At 65.7% G+C, this 23,094-nt stretch carries 6 protein-coding genes; 4 read left to right on the top strand and 2 right to left on the bottom strand.

All coding sequences use genetic code 11. The features are described 5' to 3' along the window. Nucleotides 1–23 precede the first annotated feature (23 nt). The 3 genes from QM588_RS08080 to QM588_RS08070 are packed head-to-tail and all read left to right on the top strand — an operon-like array spanning nt 24 to nt 20,218. Nucleotides 24–9,614 (top strand): non-ribosomal peptide synthetase, encoded by a 9,591-nt coding sequence (locus QM588_RS08080; RefSeq protein ID WP_283312527.1) that lies wholly within the window; start codon nt 24–26, stop codon nt 9,612–9,614. Beyond that, nucleotides 9,607–19,047, top strand: coding sequence for a non-ribosomal peptide synthetase (locus tag QM588_RS08075; protein WP_283312526.1), 9,441 nt, complete (start codon nt 9,607–9,609; stop codon nt 19,045–19,047). The genes QM588_RS08080 and QM588_RS08075 overlap by 8 nt, the downstream gene beginning before the upstream one ends. Before the next feature lie 49 nt (nt 19,048–19,096). Beyond that, nucleotides 19,097–20,218, top strand: coding sequence for an ABC transporter substrate-binding protein (locus tag QM588_RS08070; RefSeq protein WP_283312525.1), 1,122 nt, complete (start codon nt 19,097–19,099; stop codon nt 20,216–20,218). Nucleotides 20,219–20,290: 72 nt separating this feature from the next. Here the strand turns inward: QM588_RS08070 and QM588_RS08065 are convergent, their stop codons facing one another. After that, nucleotides 20,291–20,707 carry an HIT family protein gene (locus QM588_RS08065; protein WP_045842065.1) on the bottom strand — a complete coding sequence of 139 codons (417 nt, stop codon included), beginning with the start codon at nt 20,705–20,707 and terminating at the stop codon, nt 20,291–20,293. A gap of 91 nt (nt 20,708–20,798) precedes the next feature. Here QM588_RS08065 and QM588_RS08060 point away from each other — a divergent pair, with 91 nt between their 5' ends. Then, nucleotides 20,799–21,590, top strand: coding sequence for an HAD-IIA family hydrolase (locus QM588_RS08060; protein ID WP_283312524.1), 792 nt, complete (start codon nt 20,799–20,801; stop codon nt 21,588–21,590). 46 nt (nt 21,591–21,636) lie between these two features. On the opposite strand, the gene purB is transcribed toward QM588_RS08060, so the two are convergent. Further along, a complete protein-coding gene (gene purB / locus QM588_RS08055; RefSeq protein ID WP_032367933.1) occupies nt 21,637–23,061 on the bottom strand; it encodes an adenylosuccinate lyase in 1,425 nt (474 codons plus the stop codon). Nucleotides 23,062–23,094: the final 33 nt, after the last annotated feature.

Raw genomic sequence — 23,094 nt, 5'->3', positions numbered from 1 at the left:
TACGAAGTCGAGGAGCACACCGAATGCAGAGCGCCCGTGGAGAATCACTGGACCTGACGCCGTCGCAGCTGGACGTGTGGACGGCCCAGCAGCTGCGCCCGGACAGCGCGGAGTTCAACATCGGTTGGGTCGTGGACCTGGTGGAGATGTCCGACGCCGATGCGACGCGATTGGTGCACAGCATCGACACCGTGCTCCGCGCGGCCGACACCCTGCATGTGGTGTTCACCGACGACGGGTCGCAGGTACGTCAGGTTCTCACACCGCCGACGGTGAATGTCCAACGCGTCGAATGTGATCCGGCCGCCGCCGACGAGGCGATCCGATCCGACCTCGACACCGTCCGATCGCTCGACGGCCCACTGTTCACGCACACGGTGTTCGATCTGGGCAACGGCCACCTGCGGTGGTACCAGGGTTACCACCACATCGTCGTCGACGCGTATGCGGTGCGCGCACTCACTCGCGCAGTGGCGGACGTCTGGAACGGCGGCAAGCCTCCGACGTGGTCGTCGAGGATGCTTCTGGACGAGGAACTGGAGTACCTCGGTAGCGACCGCGCACGCATCGATTCCGAGGAGATCGCACGTCGAGCCGATCGGGTCGAGAATGCTGTGGCCCTGGCGGACAAGGCAGATCCGACGGAAACAGGGTGTCACACCCTGGATTTCGCACAGTCGGACATCGACCTGCCCGCCGACGCGCGCACACTGACCGCGGCCGTGCTCATGTACGTGTACCGAGTGTCGGGCCGCAGAACGGTCACTGTGTCGACGGCTCTGCACACACGGACCGACTCCGTCCGGCGAGAGCAGCTGGGAATGCTCTCCCGCACCCATCCGATGCGCGTCACGATCGAGCCGTCCGACCGTCTGTCCGACGTCGACGCTGCGCTGGTCCCCGAACTCGATGCACTACGCGCTCACGGTCGAGCGGCAGGCTCGCTCACGCACTGCGCGAGCATCAACGTGATGATCTGGAGAACCCCGATCTCGTTCGGAGATCAGCAGATTCGGATGCGGGGTGTCCGCCTGGGACCAGTACACGACGTCGACTTCGCCGTCGAGAGCGAGCCGGGTCTCGGCACCGTGATCGATGTACGGGGTCCGGGGACCTCGGCCCGTGTGCACCGCGATCGGCTCCGTTCGTTCCTCGGCGCGCTCCGTTCCGACACTCCCGTGTCGGCACCGAACATTTTGTCCGACAGCGAGTACGAGACCATCGTGCATTCGTTCAACGACACGGCGGAGCCGACGCAGGAGCGCACGGTGCCCGCCGTGTTTCGCGAATCTGCGCGTCGGCATTCGGAGTCGGTCGCGGTGGTGGACGGCGCCCGCCGTATCACCTACGCCGAACTGCAGCGACGGGTCGACGAGTTGGCGACCGAATTGTCAGCCCGAGGACTGAGACCGGAACAGACGGTCGGCATCGGCATCGCCCGCTCCGCCGAGACCGTCGTGGCGGCCCTCGCGGTGATGGCAGCGGGCGGAGCGTTCGTACCGGTGGACCCGTCGTGGCCCCTGGCCAGGCGCGAGGAGGTGGCCGCGCAGGCCCGAATCCGCTTCCTGTGCATCCGGTTCGACAGCGACGCGCTCGACTCCGTCGCGTCGGTGCCCGTCGACCTCGAGAACTGGGTGCACGCGCACCATGCGAACACGAGGCCGGAGGTGGACATCCACGGATCGTCGTTGGCGTACGTCATGTTCACCTCGGGATCGACGGGAAAACCCAAGGGCGCGATGATCCGTCACGACGCCATCTGCGCTCGGATGGACTGGCAGATGAATCGACTGCTGAACTTCCGGAGCGACGACGCTGCCCTGTTCAAAGCACCACTGTCCTTCGACATCTCGGTCAACGAGTTCCTGCTTCCGCTCGCCAGCGGTGGACGGGTGGTCATCGCAGGCCCAGGTGACGAGCGCGATCCGGACAGATTGCTCGACCTGATCGCGAACGAGAGCGTGACGTTCGTGTACCTCGTGTCGTCGATGCTCGACGTCTTGCTCGACATCGACGCCTCCGACACCGGGAACCGTGCGGGGCGGCTGACAGGTCTACGGCACGTCTGGTGCGGCGGTGAGGTACTCACGCCCTCACTGTTCACGCGCTTCAGAGCGCAAGTGGACACCACCCTGTACCACGGTTACGGGCCGGCAGAAGCAACGATCGGCGTCTCGCACGTCGTGTATTCCGACACCGCCGACCGCATCGCGACCTCCATCGGTGCACCGAACCCGAACACCGCGCTGTACGTGCTGGGCGAGGACCTTCGCCCGCTTCCGATCGGCACCGACGGCGAATTGTACGCAGCGGGTTACCTTCTAAGCCGCGGCTACGTTCACGCCCCGGCGTCGACCGCATCCCGCTTCATCGCGAACCCGTTCTCCGACAACGGTAGCCGCCTCTACCGCACCGGCGACAGGGCGCGCTGGACGCCGGAGGGCACGCTCGAGTTCGCGGGCCGCGTCGACAACCAGGTCAAGATCCGCGGGATGAGACTCGAACTGGAAGACGTCGAGTCGGTACTTGCCGGCCATCCGGACGTACGCCACTGCGCGGTTACGGTGCGCACCACACCCGCAGGCTCGCACTACCTTGCTGCGTACGTGGTCCCCGTCGCCGGAGCCGAAACCGACGCGCAGCGAATTCGATCCTGGGCCGCGGACAATCTGCCCGAATACATGGTTCCGAGCGGTGTTCTCGTTCTGGACTCGTTCCCGCTGACTGCGAACGGAAAGCTCGATCGTCGTGCACTCGGGGAACCGGAACTCGCCGGAAGCGAGGACTACCGCGCTCCGTCCACCCCGCGTGAAGCGACGGTGTGCAGTGCCTTCGCCGATGTGCTGGGTCGAGATCGAGTGGGTGCCGACGACGACTTCTTCTCCCATGGCGGCGATTCGCTTCTCGCGGTGCGCCTCGGCCAGTCGCTGGCACGACGCACCGGTCAGAGCGTCCCCATCAGTGCCGTGTTCGATCACCGGACCCCGTCAGCGCTGGCTCGTTGGCTCGCCGACGCGGCACCGGCGACGGTGCCGCTCATGCCCAGAGACACTGTGTCCGAGCCGGTTCTGTCGGACGCACAACGCAGAATGCTGGCACTGCATCAGTGGGCACCGCACAGCGCGTCGTACACGGTTCCGGTCGAGTGGCAGTTCGACGGCCCGATCGACGGCACGGCACTCGGTGCGGCCCTGCTCGACGTGGTGGATCGACACTCGATACTCAGAACCGTCTACCCCGATCACGAACGGCCGGTCGTTCTCGACACAGTCGATTCCGTGCTCGAGGTGACCGATGTGTCTCCGGCCCCCGAGTCGATCGTGTTCGACGTGACCGAAGAGCCACCCGTCCGAGCCTGGTGGAACCGGACGAACAACCGCCTCACCGTCGCGTTCCATCACATCGCCACCGACGACCGATCGGAATCGGTCTTCCGCTCCGATCTCGCAGTCGCATACGCCGCACGAACACAGGGCGTCGAGCCCGAGTTACCCACTCTCGCAGTACAGTACGACGACTTCGCCTCCTGGTCGCAGGACATACTCGGGCCATCCGATGACCCCACGTCCGCAGCGTCGCGCATGCTCGCTCACTGGAAGAGGACCCTGGCCGATCCCCCCGTAGCACCGCTGCCACGAACCGGAGCGGTGGGTGACGCCGGCGAGACGCTTCACTTCGCTGTCTCGACCGCGGACGCGGATGCTCTCCGCCGCGCGGCAACCGACGCAGGCGTGAGTCTGTTCATGATGTGCCACGCCGCCACCGCACTTGCCGTGTCGGCCATGACCGGTGCCACGGACATCCTGGTGGCTGCCCCCGTGTCGTTACGCACCGATTCCGCGCTCGACGCGTCGATCGGGTGTTTCCTCAACACGCTGATACTGCGCACCCGGGTTGTCGGAGACGAGACTCTCGATCGATTCCTGCACGGCGTCCGATCCGCGGATCTCGCCGCATTCGATCACCAGGCACTCGCGTACGAGGACGTCGTCTCGCAGTGCGGACTCACCGACACCACCGTCCCGTCGGTCATGACGGTCCTCCTCTCCGGCACCGGCGAGGACACTCGCCTGCGCCTGGGAGCGCAGGCCGGTCGCCGCGAGGCACCGAGCACCGCGACCGCCAAGTTCCCGGTCACGTTCACCGTCGACGATCGCGGATCGTCGATGGCGTACTCGGTCGAATACGCAAGCGACGTCGTGGACGCCGACCTCGCCGGACAGTACGCGCGCAGCTTCGCCCACGCACTTCGAACTCTTGCGGACGATCTGTCGGTCCCGGTGTCCAGGCGCACCCTTGCCGAGCCCTCCGACATCGCTCTCGTGGCCGACACCTGGGCACAGGGCGAGCGCGCCGCGATACCCAAAGCCGTTCTGCCGGAACTGGTCTCCAACACCATCCGCGAACACCCCCATCGCATTGCAGTGGTACACCGAGGTCGGACGGTGGATTTCGCGCAGTTCGACCGCGACGCCGATGCCCTCGCGAACGCTCTCCTCGACGCGGGTGTGAGACCGGATGACGTGGTGGGGGTTCATGTGCCGCGCTCCTACGAGCTGGTGCTGTCCCTGGTCGCCGTGCACCGCGCGGGTGCCGCATATCTCCCCCTCGACGCGGGGTTGCCCGAGGAGCGGCTGAGATACATTGCCGACGATGCCGATCCACGCGTCGTACTCAGCATCGAATCCTCGGTTCCGTTCACCGACGCCCCCGTCCTCGACCCGTCGAACGTCCCCGTCACCGGTACCCGCCCCGCACCTGCACTGCTGCGTCCCGACAACACGGCCTACGTGATCTACACGTCCGGGTCCACCGGAAAACCGAAGGGCACCGCAGTATCTCATCGTGCCGCGGTGAACAGACTGGAGTGGATGCGCGATCGATACGACGTCGGAATCGACGACCGAATCCTGCAGAAGACCCCAGCTGGTTTCGACGTGTCGGTGTGGGAGTTCTTCCTACCCTTGATCACCGGCGCGACCCTGGTCGTCGTCGACCCCGACGGTCACACCGATCCCGAGTATCTTCATCGCCTCATCGACGATGCCGAGGTCACCATCGCCCACTTCGTTCCGTCGATGCTCACCGAGTATCTCGTCGGTACTTCCCTCGACAACGGGCCCCACCCCGCACTTCGTCTGCTCGTGTGCAGCGGAGAAGCTCTGCCGCGCACCACAGCCCGACGGGCCCTCGACGCACTGCCGCACATCAGGTTGGACAACCTCTACGGCCCTACGGAAGCCGCGGTCGACGTCACCGCACACCGGGTTCGCCGCGACGACGAGAGCGCGTCGGTGCCGATCGGAACACCGATGAGGAATACCGACACGTACGTCCTCGATCACGCACTGCGACCGGTTCCGCCCGGAGCACCCGGCGATCTCTACCTCGGTGGCGTTCAGCTTGCGCGTGGCTACACCGGTGCGCCCGCGTTGACAGCAGGGCGGTTCGTCGCCGATCCGAATGCTGCCGACGGGAGCAGGCTGTACCGAACGGGCGATCGCGCCCTCTGGTCGGCCACAGGCGAATTGGTGTACCTCGGACGTGACGACGACCAGGTCAAGGTGAACGGCGTGCGGATCGAGCTCGGCGAGATCGTGGATGCGCTGGTCACCGTGCAGGGTATCGACAATGCTGCGGTGGCGGTCCGCGACGGCTCGCTGATCGCGTACGTCGTCGCCGACGCGGGTGCCGATATCCCCGACGCCGACATCGTCCGATCGTTGGCCACCACTCTTCCGCGACACATGGTTCCGGCCACCTATGTGCGTCTCGACTCGCTGCCGACCACCGCCAACGGCAAGCTCGACCGGCGTGCGTTGCCCGACCCCGTTCGTGTCGAGGTCTCCGAGGAACCTCCCCGGACAGAGACCGAGAGCTCGGTGGCCGCGGCGTTCGCCGACGCGCTCGGCGTCCGCAGCGCCGGCCGCACCACCGATTTCCTGGCCGCAGGCGGCAACTCGATGGGTGCCATCGCCGTACTGGGGCGTATTCGCCGCGAACTGGGAGTTCGGATTCCACTGGGCACGTTCATGTCCGAACCGACCGTGCACGCGGTGGCCCGGTTGTGCGACTCCACGTCGCCGTGCGTCGTCGAGAAGTCCGAAGACACCACCCGGCGTGATCGATCGGTGCTCACACCGGGCCAGTTCCGAATGTGGATGGACTGGAACGTCCGCGGCGCTGGAGCAACCTACAACGTTCCGCTCGTGTGGCGCAGACCCGAGTCGGTCGACGCCGAGGCGCTCGCTGCGGCGCTGCGAGACGTGGTGGAGCGGCACGACATTCTGCGGACGGTGTACCCGAGTCCGGCCGGAGAACCCACTGCGAAAGTTCTGCCTGTACCCGACACCATCCTGGTCTCCTCGGAAGAGGACGTCACCGAACTCGTGCGGACTGCGTTCGACCTCGGTACCGACATCCCGATCCGCGCATTCAGCACCCCGAAGCACATCGTGATCGTGTTGCACCACATCGCATTCGACGAGTGGTCACGCGATGTGTTGCTCGACGACCTGACGTTCGCATACTCCGCACGTTCGGAGGGACGCCGTCCCCGTTGGCCCGCCGCTGCCACCCAGTACGCGGATATCGGAGAACCCGTCGTCGACGCCGATTCCGGAGTCGACTCGTGGATGCGGGTTCTGAGCGGGGCACCCGAATCGACCGAACTGCCCCTCGATCGGCCCAGACGCGCCCGCCGAACCGACACCCGAACTGCGGGCAGCGTGCAACAGCACCTGTCCCGGGACGTCACTGCAGGCTTGAAGTCCGTTGCGACGCAGAGCGGCACGACCATGTCGATGCTCACCTCGGCCGTAGTAGCAGTGACCGTGGCCCGCAGTGGGGCGGGCGACGACGTCTGCATCGGTCTACCGGTGTCCACCCGAGCCCGCGTCGGGGCCCCGGACACCATCGGCTACTTCCTCGACACCGTCGTCCTCCGCGTCGACCTGTCCGGATCGCCGAGCCTTCGGACCGTCGTCGACCGTGTGCGCGGCGCGACGCTCGACGCATACGACCTCGCTCATGTGCCGTTCGAGCGAGTGGTCGCCGCATCCGGCTCCGAGTCACTGTTCGACGTGATGGTGGTGCACCAGGTGCCACCGCGGAGGTCTTCCGAACTGACACTGGGAGATTCGGTTCTGGAACCGGAGGCCGTGTCGACGCACACCGCCAAATTCGACGTGCTCGTTGAGTTCGTCGAGGGCGTCGACGGCCTTACCGTGACGATCGACTACGCCACGGACGTGTTCGACGACGACACTGCCCTCGCACTGCTGGAACGGCTGGTGAACACCGCCACTGCGCTGGCGGCCGATCCGGCAGTCTCGATTGCCGAGTTGGGCGGTCCCACAACCGCTGAAGCAGACGCCGTCGCTCGATGGAACGACACGGCGTTCCCGACCGACGACTCGACCCTGATCGATCTGCTCGACGGCGGAGCCACACTCCGTCCGGAGGCGGTGGCCGTTCGGTTCGCCGGCAGGGACCTGACGTTCCGTGAACTGACCGATCGCAGCACGGCTCTCGCTCGTCGACTGTCCGAGTTCGGAGCACGGCCCGGCTCGGTGGTCGCCGTCGCCGTTCCCCGCTCGCTCGCACTGGTGGTGTCGATCATCGCTGTGATTCGCTCCGGGGCAGCCTATTTGCCTCTGGACACGAGCTACCCCGAGGATCGGCTTCGGTTCACCCTCGAGGATGCTCGGCCGACCGCGATCGTGGGCCACCCCGGCGACGTCGCATTCGCGGATGGCACGACGCCGGTGGTGGATCCGCTCGAGTCCTCGACCGCGGTACCGTCGACGACGCTGGTTCGCCCGGCACCCGACGACGCCGCCTACGTCATCTACACCTCGGGGTCGACCGGGCGTCCGAAAGGTGTCGTCAACACACACCGGGCCATCGTCGGACACCTTCGATGGATGCAGGACGAGTATCGGCTCGGCACCGACGACGTCGTTCTGCAGAAAACTCCTGCGGGCTTCGACGTGTCGGTGTGGGAGTTCTTCCTCGCCGCCACTGTCGGTGCATCGACCGTGGTGGCCGAGCCCGACGGGCATCGTGACCCGCAGTACATCGGCCGAGTGGTCAGAGAAGAATCGGTGACCACGATTCACTTCGTCCCGCCCATGCTCGACGCGTTTCTCACCGCCACCGATGCGTCCGCGTGCACCTCGCTTCGTCGGATCATCTGCAGCGGAGAGTCATTGCCCGCGGATCTGGGACGTCGGGCTCGGGAGGCTCTTCCCGGCGCACGTCTGGACAACCTGTACGGCCCTACGGAGGCCGCGATCGACGTGACCGCGTACACCGTCGCCGGCGTCGATCCGTCGTCGTCGGTCCCGATCGGAAAGCCCGTGCACAACACCGGCCTCCGCATACTGGACACCCACCTTCGTCCGGTTCCTCTCGGCGTGGCGGGAGATCTGTACATCGCGGGGATTCAACTCGCGCGCGGATATCACCGGCGCCCGTCCCTCACCGCATCGCGATTCGTGGCCGATCCGCACGGGTCGGCGGGTGCTCGTCTCTACCGCACCGGCGACATCGCCCGGTGGCGACGCAGCGGAGACGTGGAATTTCTCGGACGGGCGGACGACCAGATCAAGATTCGCGGGCAGCGGGTGGAGCTCGGCGAGGTCGCCGCTGCCATCACCGACGAATACCCCGACATCGAGACGGCCGTCGCGGTGGTGCGCGACGGTTCGATCGTCGCGTACGTGGTCACCGGCGCAGCCGGCTCTCTGCCTGCCGATATCGACGTGCGGCTCCGTCGGCGTCTGCCCGAGCACATGGTGCCGGCAGCGATCGTCCCGCTCAGTGCATTGCCCGTCACCGTCAACGGCAAGCTCGACCGCCGAGCGTTGCCGGAGCCAGAATCCGAGACTCGTGATCGCCGTGTGCCCGATACGGATGCCGAACGTGCACTGCTGACCATCGCCGAGAACGAGCTGGGGCTACGCATCGGCCTCGACGACGATTTCTTCCGTTCGGGCGGCGACAGCATCAGCGCAGTTCTGCTCGCCGCGAAGGCCACTCGAACGGGTCTGTCGTTCACCGTCCGCGATGTCTTCGAGTTTCGCACTCTGGCCGACATCGCCCGGCGCAGCGCTGCAACCGCGCAGAATTACTCCCCCGCGCGCTCGACGGCGTCGGTCCCGGGAACCCCGGTTCCGCTGCCCCACGCAGTACGCGCAGCGAAGAGCGCCGGGATCGACGACCGCGTGCACACCGTCCGCATGCCCGTTCCTCGCCTCTTGTCTGTCGACGAACTCGCCGAGATCGAAGGGTCGCTACGGGAACGCAACGAAGGGCTCCGGTTGGCGATCGACACTCGCCGAAAGACGCTGTGGCGCGCCCGTATCGTGCCTCCGGACGGGTCGCCGGCCGAACCTCTCGACACGTCGTCGGGACGGGGATACCGCATCGAGGCAGTCGCCTCGTCCGACGGACCACAGGTCGAGGTGGCCGTCCATGCACTGATCGGCGACGACACCACAGCGCGGGACCTCGCCGCGGCCGTATCGGCTGTTGCCGCCGGCCGGTCGCCCGAGGACGTCCGCTCACACCACCGCCCGACCTCCGACGAAGGAGCTCAACTCCGTGCATGACGCCACCTACGCAGCTCGTTCGGTCGGCACGACACTGTCCGCAGCGCAAACGGACATGTGGTTGGCGCATCAGGCCGACCCGACCAGCGCCGCATTCAACATCGGTTTCGAGATCTCCTTTCCGTCGGACCTCGACGTCGAACGACTGCTCACGTCCATCGATTCGGTACTCGACCGATACCGAGGCGGCCGGTCTCGCTTCACCACCGACGACGACGGCAGGCCCGTCCGCATCTCGTCCGACGCTCGAATCGTCACCACGCTGGTCGACGGGCGTGGGCAGGATGCCGTAGCAACGACAGCAGTTCTTGCCGCGAAGGATCTGAGCACCCCTCTGGATCTGGAATTCGATCAGCTGATGAGCTCGGTTCTGGTGTCGAGCGACGACGATCACGTGTGGTATTTCCGCGCACACCACATCGTTCTCGACGCCGCCGGTGCGGTGATGCTCGCAACCGCCGTCACCGACACGTACGTCCACGGCGACACGGACCGCAGCCCATGGCTCGCCGACAACGCTGTGGCCGAGGATGTTTCGTACCGCGAGTCCGAGCAGTTCCTGCGCGACCGCGAGTTCTGGCGCACCCGGCTTGCTGCGGCCACGCCTCCCATCACGTTGCTGCCGGTGCCTGCACACCCCACCGGGTCGGCATACGAGAGAAGAACGGACCTGCCCGCAGACCTCGTCGGTGCGCTCGGTGCCCTTGCCGAATCGGCCTGCGTACGGCCGGCTCACGTCTATCTCGCCTCCTACGCGGCGTTCGTGCACCGCTGGTCGGGAGAACGGGACGTGACCCTGACGGTGCCCACCTCTGCGCGGACCACGGACGTGTTGCGCTCCGAACCGTGTACCGTCTCGACGACTCATCCATTGACAGTGCATATCGAGCCGCTCGACAGCGTCGCCGACGTCGCACGAAAGATCAGGAGTTCGCTCGCCGAATCGCATCCCCACCGCCGCTACCGCGGCGAAGACATGATCCGCGATCGCGCGCCGGGCCGGCCGAGCACAACCGGCCGCTCGTTCGGTCCTGGCGCGAACATCATTGTCGGGGAGGTGGATTCGCACGGGATCGGCTGGTCGGGACAGGCGCTGAGTGTGGGGCCGTTCCAGGATCTCGAGTTCGTCCTGACCTGCATCGGGCCGTCCGCGCCCGTCACGGTTCAGATGCGAGGGGACAGCTCCTGTGCCTCCGATATCGACACGCGCTTCGACGCACTGGCCGTTCTGTTGGCCGCGATCGGTTCCGCACCCGCTCGGCCGATCAGCGAACTGACATTGGTCGACGAACCGACCGGATCACGAATAGTGCACGCCTTCAACGACACCGAGTCCACGATCGACCGCACCCCGGTACCCGACATGTTCGCCGAGCGCGCACGTGATCGGCCCGCCAGCATCGCCATCGTCGACGGTACGCGTCACATCACCTACGAACGTGCGGCCACGATGGTCGAGCAGCTGGCGTCCACGCTCGTCGCCAACGGCCTTCGCGCCGAGGACGTCGTGGCCCTGAGCATGCCGCGCTCGGCGGAAATGGTGGTCTCGCTCGTGGCCGTCCTGCGGGCAGGCGGCGCGTTCGTACCGTTGGACCCGTCCTGGCCACGGGACCGGCGCGAACGCGTACTCGTCGATTCCGGCGCGCGAGTCGTTCTCTCGCATCCGGATTCGGCGCACCTCGACGATCCGGCCGTCGTGCCGCACGAGACGGTCGTGAGCCTCGACGATTGGCAGTTCACCGACACTCAGGTCCGCCGTGAGTTCGACGCCCTCTCGGCCGATCGGTTGGCCTACGTCATCTTCACGTCGGGCTCCACCGGCCGCCCGAAGGGTGCCATGATTCGACACGGCGCGATCGCCGAGCGCCTGAACTGGCAGCGGACGGACATCCTCGGTTTCGGCCCGGACGACGCGGCACTGTTCAAGGCACCGCTGGCATTCGACATCTCGATCAACGAGATCCTTCTTCCGCTGGTGTGCGGTGGCCGCGTCGTCGTCGCGAAGGACGGCGGCGAGCGCGACCCGTTCTATCTCCTCGACACCATCGCCCGAGAACGCGTCACGTTCGTCTATCTGGTGTCGTCGATGCTCGAGTCACTGCTGCACCTCGACACCGACAACGTCCTGTCCGGGTTGCGGCACGTCTGGTGCGGCGGGGAGGTTCTCACCCCGGATCTGTTCTCCCGCTTTCGGAATCGATTGGACACGACCCTCTACCACGGGTACGGCCCGGCCGAGGCGACCATCGGTGTCTCCCATGTGATCTACCACGACGCGGACGACCGGATCGCCACGTCCATCGGTCGACCGAACCCCAACACCCAACTCTACGTTCTCGATTCGCAACTTCGACCGGTCCCGATCGGATGCGGCGGCGAACTCTACGCAGCAGGGTCGCTGCTCGGACGCGGATACCGCAACGCGCCGTCGCTGACCGCGGCACGGTTCGTGAGTAACCCGTTCGCGGCCGACGGGTCGGCGATGTACCGAACGGGTGACCTCGCGCGGTGGCGGTCGGACGGCTCACTCGACTTCCTCGGTCGGGCCGACAACCAGGTCAAGATTCGCGGCATGCGACTCGAACTGGAAGACATCGAATCGGCCTTGTCCGACCACCCCTCGGTTCGCTACGCCGCAGTCACAGTCCTGCACCGAGACTCGGGAGACGTGCTCAGTGCGTACGCGATCCCGACGGATCGAGAAGGCATCGATCGCGAACAGCTGCAGACAATCTTGACGTCGTGGTTGCAGAGCAAGCTCCCCGAGTACATGGTCCCCACGTACATGACCATCCTCGACGACGTTCCCGTCACCGCGAACGGCAAACTCGACCGCAGAGCACTCCCGGAACCGACAGCGACCCCTGCGGGCCGTGACGCTCCCCGCACCGACATCGAGAAGCGTCTGTGCCGGGTCTTCGCGGCGGTGCTGTCCGTGCCGAACATCGGCGTTTCCGACGACTTCTTCTCTCTCGGTGGTCATTCGCTGCTGGCCCTACGTCTGGCGGTGGCACTGCACGCCGAATTCGGTGTGCGGGTCGGTCTACCCGTGTTGTTCGACCATCGAACGGTGGCCTCACTGGGCGCAGCGATCGATTTCGGTGCAGGCACGCATGTCGGCAGACCCGGTGACTACCCGGACGCCGACGACGCACCCGTGTCGTTCGGGCAAGAACAGCTCCTGTTCCTGGAGAGCCTGGCCGGCCCGTCCACGGCGTATCTGCTCACGCTCGATCTCGAACCGGACGAGCCTCTGGATCCCGTCGCCCTGCGGCAGGCAGGATTGGATCTGGTTGCACGACATCCCATTCTGCGTACGGTGTATCCGGTCGGCTCGGGCGACTGGACCCAACACGTCCTGTCGGTCGACGAGGTAGCCGACAAGTTCCGCGTCGAACCGACAGTCACGACTCCGACGCCGATCGATCTGCAGTCCGAGCTGCCGATCCGGCTGTCCTGCAACGCGACCCGACTACGCATCACGCTGCACCACATCGCGTGCGATCAGGAGTCGGTGAAGATCCTGGTCGACGAGTTGGCGGAGGCGTACGGCCGCCGTGTGGACAACGACAGAGATCCATGGCCGGAGACCGCACCCGGCACCGCGACGTATGCGCAGTTCGCCCGCTGGCAGCGTGACACCGCAACCGATGGATCAGACCTCGACTTCTGGGTCGGGCGACTCGGCCACGTACCGCCGGTCACTGCGCTCCCGCGCGACTTCGAACGCCGAGCCGACGCCGGCGGCACCGGAGAACTGGTGACCGTTCCGTTGTCGGACGAGCTGTCGGACGCCATCGATCGATCCACCAGTGACGATGCGGTCACCCCACTGGTACTGCTGCACACCGCCGTCGCAATGGTGTTGCGAGCCAGAGGTTCCGGTGACATCGTCCCGATCGGCACCGCGGTGGACAGTCGTAGCGATGCGCAGTTGGCAAGCACAGTGGGCTTTTTCGTCAATACGGTCGTGCTCTCGGCGGCGGTCGACGACACGCTGACGTTCACCGAGTTGGTCGATCGAGTGCGCTCGAGCGATCTGGAGGCGTACGACCACCGCGACGTACCGTTCGAGGCAGTCGTCGCGACCCTCGACCCGCCGCGGACCCCGGGAGTCAACCCGTTGTTCCAGGTCATGATCGCGGACGTCGACGATCGCCCGATCCGTCCGAACTTCGGACACGTCGGCACCCGTTCGGCTTTCGGGGGCGGATCCCTGGCGGCGAAGTTCGACCTCACGTTCGGAATCGGGTTCACAGCGGACGGCCGACGCTCGCTCACCCTCGTCTACGACCGCGACCTCTTCACCGAGACGACCGCGCGGGCGCTGCTCTCGGGTGTCCACGCCGTCCTCGTGCAGGGAACTCGTCACCCGCGACTTCTGGTGGCCGACATTGCCGTACCGACCACTCCAGGGTCGTCCGGCACCGCCCGGCTCGCACCGGCGCAACTGAGGATGCTCGATGCCGGAATCTCGGACGCCGCGTGCGTCGAATGGACCGTGCCGGGCGGGTCTCCGGCCACCGCCTACCGTCTGCTGGCGGAATTCGACGCTCTGCGAATGACCCTGGTTCGCGACGACGACGGTGGACGGCACGTCGCGATCGCCTCGGTGGACGATGCGATCGCACGCTCGCTCGACGGGACCGTCGACGTCGGCTCGAGACCGGTCACGGCAACCGAATGCGAGTCGGGCACCGTACTACGCGCCCATCCGTTGTTCGTCGACGCCGAATCGTGGCCACCCGTCGCGGTGGACTCGACTCTCGACTTCGCGGACTATCTGCGCGACTTGAATTCTCGTGCAGCTGATCTCGAGATCGTGGAGCATGCCGAGGCTTGGCTCGACTTCGTCGACGACGTGCTGGACAAGAGTTTCACCGAGTTCGGAGCCGGCGAACCGGAAACGGCGGACGCAGACGTGTGGGACACCGCGGATGCGCTCGATATCGACCGCACTCGCGCCGCCGCTCTGATCACCGTGGCCCGCACTCTCACCGATCTCGGTGCCGGCGACGCGTGGCTGGTCGAGATCGACGAACCCGACCGAGATGGACATGCCCGTACGGTCGGACATCTGCGTCGACGGTATCCGTTCTCTCTGAGTTCGGCGGACGCCCAGAGGAGCATCGACGAATTTCTGAATGCGCACAGGGACGATCCGGACCCGTCGACCTACGACGTGGCCGCATACACGAGCGAACACACGGTCGGTGTGTTCGAGGAGATGCCACGAGCAACCGTTGCTCTCGTGCTGGGCCGACCTGCGCAGACGCCCGAGTTGCGTAGCTCCGTACCGGTGTTCGCGTTGACGACAGGCTCGTCGATTCATGCCCGCGTCACGGCAGCAGTCCGGGCTCTCGGCGGGCGGCCGATTGCGGAGGCCGCTCGAACCTGGGCCCGACACTTGCGGACCGCGCTCACCGATGCGCGGCGCAACGGGGATTCGGCGGACCTCGCTCCCCTGCTGTCGGACGTGGATTCGGCTCGACTGCGTCGGAGTTTCGGACCGGTGCGACACGTATGGCCGCTCTCGCCCCTCCAGACCGGACTGTTGTTCCACCTGCTCGCCGGTAGCGAGGGCGAGGCCGACGTCTACGTCTCGCAAACAGTCGTCGACCTGTCGGGACACATCGATCGAACCCGGCTCGCCGCGGCAGCACGGGCATCGATCGACAAATTCCCCAATTTGGCAGTGGGTTTCGCCGAGATCGGTGATCGGGCGGTACAGGTGGTTCCGGAGACGTTCGACGTCCCGTGGACCTACCGTGACGGCAGTGACGTGGACGCGTCCGCCCGCGAACAGGCGTCGATTCCGTTCGACGCGGCCGACCCGCCACTTCTTCGCTTCGGTCTACTGTCCGACGGACCCACCCGGCACCACCTCGTCTTCACGGCGGAGCACATTCTGCTCGACGGCTGGTCCATCTGGCGGTTCCTGATGTCCGTCCTCGACAGTTACACCGACCAGGATGCCGAATCCCGTAGGTTCACTGCGTCTTTCGGCACATACCTGGGATGGCTTTCGCGACAGGACCTGCCGGCCGCCGAGCGTGAATGGCAGCGCTATCTCTCGGGAATCGACGAACCCACCCTCGTCGCTCCGCGCCGAAAATCACTCGGTGCGACGTCGTCGTCGAACTCTCGGGATCTACGCGTCACCGTGGATCCGGAGGTGTCACAGGGCCTTGTAGAAGTCGCCGCCACCACGGGCGTCACGCTCTCGACGGTGTTCGAAGCGGCCTGGGGAATGACACTGCGTCGCATCCTGGGTACCGACGACGTACTTTTCGGGTCGGTGGTGTCGGGACGCCCACCGGAGATCGACGGAATCGACACCACGATCGGGTTGCTGTTCAACACCCTTCCCACGCGATTCACCTCGAACCCGTCGCACACGGTGGCCGAGATGCTTCGGAAAGCTCAGCAGGACAAGCTCCTTCATCTGACGCATCCGTACGTCACTCTGTCTGCGCTACTGCAGATGTCGGGACACCGCGCGTTGTTCGACACATTGTTCGTCTTCCAGAACACTCCGGTGATCTCACCGGAAACTCCGTTCGGTCCGCCGGGCAGCCGGGTGCGCGTAGAGAACGTGACGCTGCGCGACGCGACGCACTATCCGCTGTCGATAGTGGTCAACCCCGACGCCGGGTCGGCTTCGAACCCCGCTGCGGGGTTGCGGGTGATGTTCCAGGAGGACGTCGTCGACGAGGCGACCGTTCGCGAGTGGATCGACACGTTCACGCGAACGCTCCACGCGATCACGAAGAATATCGACGGTCTCGTCGCGCGATGCGATCCGATGTCCGTCGAGCAACGGGACCTGCTGCTGCGCCGCTTCAACGACACGGCGCGTCCCGTTCCGGAACTGTCCGTGTACGACCTTCTACTGCGCCAGGCCGAGAAATCTGCATCGTTTCCCGCGGTCCGTGCAGGCGACGTCGTCCTGTCCTATGCAGAGCTGGTCGAGCGAGCGAACCGAACCGCCCGTGTCCTGCTGTCGCTGGGAGCCGGACCGGACCGTCGGGTTGCGTTGTTGCTGCCCCGGTCCGAGGACATGGTGGTCGCGTTGTTCGCAGTGTTCGCCGCACACAGTGCGTACGTGCCGATCGACCCCGAGCACCCTCAGGACCGCATCGGCCACATGCTCGCGGTATCCGAACCCGCTGTGATACTGACGGATTCGTCTCTCGTCGATCGGCTGCCGGAACATCTGCGTACTGCACCGACCACCCTCCTGTTGGATCTTTCGCGGGACGCAGTCGACAAGGCGTCCGGCGCGGCCGTGACCGACGACGATCGCGGCGCACACACCGATCTCGACCAACTCGCGTACGTCATCTTCACGTCCGGCTCCACCGGCAGACCCAAGGGCGTGGCCGTGCCGTACCGCGGTCTGACGAACATGTTCTACAACCACGAGGCAGCCATCTTCGAGCCCGTCCTCTTCCGTCAGGGCGGACGACGGATCAGGATCGCGCACACCACGTCGTTCTCGTTCGACGCCTCCTGGGAGCAGCTGCTGTGGCTGCTCGCGGGCCACGAGGTGCACGTGATCGACGAGGACCTGCGACGTGACCCGGAACAACTGCTCGGCTACTACGACGAGCACCGGATCGATGCATTCGACGTGACGCCCACGTACGGAGAGCATCTCGTCGAGCAAGGACTGTTGGACCGCGAGCGTTGCCGGGATTCGGCGTCCGGGTCGGTCGATTCCGGAGCGACGGGCGTGGTGTTCGTCTCGCTCGGTGGAGAGGCCGTCGGAGACGGACTGTGGGGTGCGTTGCGCTCCGCCCCCGGCGTGGACGGCTACAACCTCTACGGCCCGACCGAATACACGATCAATGCACTCGGTGCCGATGTCGCCGACACCGAGCGGCCGAGCCTCGGGCGACCGATCGCGAACACCGCGGCATACGTTCTCGATTCCACACTGTCACCTGCACCCATCGGAGCAGTCGGCGAATTGTATTTGGCCGGAGCGGGATTGGCACGGGGATACTTCGCGATGCCGGCCATGACCTCGGACCGTTTCGTCGCCTGCCCGTTCGGCGCACCGGGCGCGCGGATGTATCGGACCGGTGACCTGACGAGACGACGTCCCGACGGGACACTCGACTATCTCGGTCGAGCCGACGATCAGGTCAAGATTCGCGGCTACCGTATCGAGCCGGCCGAGATCGCGAATGTCCTGACCGCGCAGGATCGTGTCGCTCGGGCTGCGGTCGTCACCGTGACCGGATCCGCCGGGGATCCTGTACTGGCCGCGTACGTCGTCCCCGACAAGGGCACCACGATCGACATTGCGAGCGTCAAAGCCGCTCTGCGTCGGCAACTTCCCGCATACATGGTTCCGTCCGCCATCACGGTGGTCGACGATGTACCACTGACGGTCAACGGCAAGTTGGATACCCGCGCACTGCCTGCACCGGAATGGGATACCTCGGCTGCGGACTCGGCCGATGCGGACAATGCACTCGAACAGGCGATCGCCGACATCTTCGTCGAGATTCTCGGAGCGGCCAGGGTAGGCCGCGACGACGACTTCTTCGCACTCGGCGGGCATTCGCTGCTCGTCGTGCGGCTGACGCGGCGACTCGAGTCCGTGCTCGGTCGCTCCGTCGGAGTTCGAGACATCTACGCCCGGCCGACTCCCGCTGCACTCGCCGAGATCGCCGCATCGGGGTCCGAGTCCGGCACGATGCTCGATCCCGTGTTGCGGCTTCGCGACGCGGGACCGAACACGGTGTTCTGCTTCCAGCCCGCAGGCGGTCTCGCGTGGTCGTACATGGGTCTGGTGCGTTTCCTTCCGAGCCCCACTTCGATAGTGGCACTGCAGGATCCGTATCTATCCGACGGCGAGATCGAACTCGAGACGTTCGACGCCCTGGTCGACGATCAGTACCGCCGAATGCGCGAGGTATCCCCATCGGGCCCATACCACCTGCTCGGGTGGTCGTTCGGTGGCCAGATTGCCCACGAGGTGGCAACGCGGCTTCGTGCTGCTGGTGAGACCGTTGCGTCGCTCGTGCTACTGGATTCGTTCATCGTTCCGTCCGATGCACCGGCTCAGGAGCAGGCGGAGTCCCAGCGCGAGGATATCGCGGCCTACGTGCGCAGCGACTCGCTCCTCGGTGCACTCGACAAGACCACCCGAGAGCGACTCGTGTCGGCTCATGTCCGCCACCTCCGATTGACGGCATCGGCAGACCCCGCACCGTTCGACGGTGACGCACTCCTCGTGTCCGCCACCGAAGGGCTCGACCCCGACTTCGGTGCGCAACGAGAACTGTTGTGGCGGGAGCGAATCCGCGGTGAACTTCGAGTAGATCCGTATGATCTACCGCACCTCGCACTCGGGCAGGCACGCGGATGGAATGCCATCGGCCCTGCCGTCGCCCAGTACATCCTCGAGAGGAGTAGATGACCCCCTTCGGCAAGTCCCACCATCCACGATCGAATACGAAAGCAGACACATGATCGACTCCCGAGCCCATACTTCGAGCAGATTCGGCTCCGCACCCCGCACCCTCACCGGAGGCATCGCGGTTCTCGTGCTCCTCGCTGCTGCCGCGTGCAGCAGTGGCACCACCGGCAGCGACGACGCCGGCACCCAGACCGTCGACCTGAACGCGAACCCCGCCGCGTGCAGTGCGAACGACCGCGTCGATTCGGTCGACCGAGCGTCCGGACCGTTCACGTACACCGACGGCCGCGGACGTACCGTTTCCCTCGATTCACAACCGACCAGAATCATCGCCGACGAGGAATCCGCCGCTGCGCTGATGTCGTACGGAATCAAGCCGATCGCCATCTGGTCGACGACGCCGATGGGCACCAGCCCGATTCTGAGTTGCTCCGATCTGACGGGCATCGAATCGGTCGGCGAGACCTGGGGCACCTTCGATTTCGAGAAAGCCGCCAGCCTGGACCCGGATCTCGTCATCGGTGAGTTCAACCCGAGATTCGGCCAGTTCGGCAAGTTGACCACGACGGCCGATTCGTCCAAGGCCGACACGATCGATCGGATCGCTCCCACCCTGGGGGTCACCTTGGACACGACGTCGACCGCGAAGACCATCGAGAACTACGCCGGACTGGCGTCGTCGCTCGGCGTCGACCTCGACACCCCACAACTGGCAGACATCAAGTCCGACTACGACGCTGCTGTCACCAACTTCAAGAAAGTTGCCTCCGAACGCCAGGACCTCACCGGAGTCGGAGTCTGGCCCCTCGATGTCGCCTACGTACTCGACCCGTCCGCGGATCCGGACTTCAGCGACTACGAGAGCTGGGGCTTGAAGATGTACACACCCGACGGCACCGACGACGGTTACTGGAAGAAGGTGTCCTGGGAGAACGTCTCGAGTGTCGATGCCGATGTCGCGTTCGTGTACCACGACGTCGCCAATGCATCCGATGTGAAGCTTGCCGACATCCCGAGCCGTTACCCCGGCTTCGACACCATCTCCGCCGTCGAGAAGCAGCAGATGGTGCTGTGGGACTACGGCGCCAACAAGAGCTACAGCCGCTACACCAACACCATCAACGTCTACGCCGATGCACTGTCCAAGGCGCAGAAGGTCACTGCCGAGTAGTCGTATCGAGCACACCCACGGGACCATCGGTGATCGCTGCCGGTGGTCCCGTTCTATGTTCGTTCGTCATCACTACAGGGCAGCCGCGATCTCCGCCGCCAGTCGGTCGAGTTCGGATCGGTGCGGCGACGACGGCCGAGCCCGCAGGCCGAATCCGTCGCCGATCATGCGCGGGATGACGTGGAGATGGACGTGGAAGATTTCCTGACCTGCCACCGTGCCGTCGGCGAGGAACAGGTTCACACCGGCGACGCGCGGATTGCTCGCTCGCACAGCGGCTGCCACCTTCTGCCCGACGACGAACAGATGCGCACCGACCTCGGGCGGCAACTCGGCCAGCGTCCGATACTGCTGCTTGGGCACCACGAGCACATGCCCGGTGGTGAGAGGCCTGATATCCATGAACGCGATCGCGGTGTCGTCCTCGTGGACGCGCGACGCCTCGGCGGTCCCGGCAATGATCTCGGAGAAAATCGTGTAGGGGTTCACGGCATCGAGCCTAGGCGTGAGTTCGGACTGCGAGAACGACACCGATACCGCTGGAACTGCACGACTCACTCGACCCGACTACTGTTTGCCGATGGGTATCGGCGGGGTTCTTTTCGACATCGACGGCGTTCTTGTGACGTCGTGGCAGGCGGTACCCGGAGCAGCTGCGACGCTGAAGTACCTGGACAACAACGACATTGCACGCGCGTTCCTGACCAACACGACCTCGAAGACGCGCGAGCAGATAGCGGCGGCGCTGCGCGACGTCGGACTCGACGTCCATTCCGACGAGATCGTCACCGCCGCGTCGCTCACCGCGGATCATCTACGTGAGAACTACCCGGACGCCCGAGTGGTCATGATCAACAACGGTGAGATCGCGGCCGACATGCCGGGCATCGAATTCGTCGACGAGTCGTCCGAGGATCCGGATGTCGTGGTCGTCGGCGGTGCCGGCCCCGAATTCACGCACGAGCGCCTCAGTCGCGTGTACGACTGGCTGTGTCGCGGCATTCCCGTCGTCGCGATGCATCGATCGTTGATGTGGAGTACCGGTGGCGGGTTGCGCATCGACACCGGCATGTACCTCGCCGGGATGGAGCAAGCGTCCGGGCACGCCGCGAAAGCGATCGGCAAGCCCGCTCCCCTGGGCTTCCGCACGGCCTCCGAGCGGATGGGCGTCGACCCGGACGACGTCGTCATGGTCGGCGACGACCTCGACAACGACGTCCTCGCCGCTCAGGTCGTCGGCATGACCGGTGTCCTGGTTCGTACCGGGAAGTTCCGTCAGGACGTGCTCGATCGACGCATCACCGACGAATTCGCGATGGAACCCGATCACGTGATCGATTCCGTCGCAGACCTGCCTGACGTCCTGATGTGAGTGGAAACTCGTAGCCCACTACGAGTTTCCACTCACAACAGAGAACTCAGAGAATCGGCGACGGGCTGTAGGCAGCACCGGCCGGGAACTTCGCGATCAACCGCTCCACGGCCGAGACGACCGCGCTGACCTGAGCGTCTGCAGCGCCGACGAAGGCCGTCTTGTCGGCCAGCGCCGCATCGAGGGCAGCGCGGTCGAGCGGCAGGCGGTCGTCGGCAGCCAGCCGATCCAGCAGGTCGGGCTCGAGTCCCTGCTCACGCATGGCCAACGCGACGGCGACGGCGTGTTCCTTGATCGCCTCGTGCGCGGTCTCGCGGCCGACGCCTGCACGTACGGCGGCCATGAGCACCTTCGTCGTCGCGAGGAACGGCAGGTAGCGATCCAGTTCCTTGGCGATGACGGCGGGGTACGCGCCGAACTCGTCGAGCACGGTCAGGAAGGTCTCGATGAGACCGTCGATGGCGAAGAACGCGTCGGGCAGCGCGACGCGACGCACGACGGAACAGAAGACGTCGCCCTCGTTCCACTGCGCTCCGGCGAGCTCGGCGGCCATCGATCCGTAGCCGCGAAGCACCACCTGCAGGCCGTTGACGCGTTCGCACGAGCGGGTATTCATCTTGTGCGGCATCGCCGACGAACCGACCTGGCCGGGCTGAAAGCCCTCGGTGACCAGCTCGTGGCCCGCCATCAGACGGACGGTGTGTGCGAACGACGACGGCCCGGCACCCACCTGGACCAGCGCGGACACGACCTCGTGATCGAGCGAGCGGGGATACACCTGGCCGACGCTGGTGAGCGTGTGCCGAAAGCCGAGATGATCGGCGACGATGCGTTCGAGTGCGACGAGCTTCGCGGAGTCACCGCCGAAGAGGTCGAGCATGTCCTGCGAGGTGCCCATCGGGCCCTTGATGCCGCGCAGTGGGTAACGCGCGATCAGTTCCTGCAGCCGGGACAGCGCGAGCAGCAGCTCGTCGGCGGCCGACGCGAAGCGCTTGCCCAGCGTGGTGGCCTGGGCGGCGACGTTGTGGCTACGGCCGGCCATGACGAGGGAGGAGTATTCGGCGGCGCGTTCGGCGAGCCGCTTCGCCACGGCGACACCGTGGGTGTGGACGTGCTCGAGAGACCGCAGGATCTGCAGCTGCTCGACGTTCTCGGTCAGGTCGCGGCTCGTGAGTCCCTTGTGGATGTGCTCGTGACCGGCGAGGGCATTGAACTCCTCGATGCGAGCCTTCACGTCGTGCCTGGTGACGCGCTCCCGCTCGGCGATGGAGGCCAGGTCGACCTGATCGGCGACAGCCTCGTAATCGGCGATCGCGGCATTGGGCACGTCGACTCCGAGCGAGGACTGTGCGCGCAGCACGGCAATCCACAGTTGCCGCTCGAGCGTGATCTTGTATTCCGGAGACCACAGCTCCACCAGTTCGGGGCTTGCGTAACGGGTGGCCAGGACATTCGGGATGCTCACGAGCATCCAGCTTACGTGGCGCAGTTGTCGGTCTCGGAT

The sequence above is a fragment of the Rhodococcus sp. IEGM 1354 genome (assembly GCF_030056855.1).
In the GTDB taxonomy this organism is placed as follows: Bacteria; Actinomycetota; Actinomycetes; order Mycobacteriales; family Mycobacteriaceae; genus Rhodococcoides.
This window is presented reverse-complemented; position numbering and strand designations above follow the sequence as displayed.

Bases quoted from the DNA above. Each gene is read 5' to 3' on its own strand.
- QM588_RS08060 (WP_283312524.1), top strand. From the start codon at position 20,799: ATGGGTATCGGCGGGGTTCTTTTCGACATCGACGGCGTTCTTGTGACG.
- purB (WP_032367933.1), bottom strand. From the start codon at position 23,061: ATGCTCGTGAGCATCCCGAATGTCCTGGCCACCCGTTACGCAAGCCCC.
- QM588_RS08080 (WP_283312527.1), top strand. From the start codon at position 24: ATGCAGAGCGCCCGTGGAGAATCACTGGACCTGACGCCGTCGCAGCTG.
- QM588_RS08070 (WP_283312525.1), top strand. From the start codon at position 19,097: ATGATCGACTCCCGAGCCCATACTTCGAGCAGATTCGGCTCCGCACCC.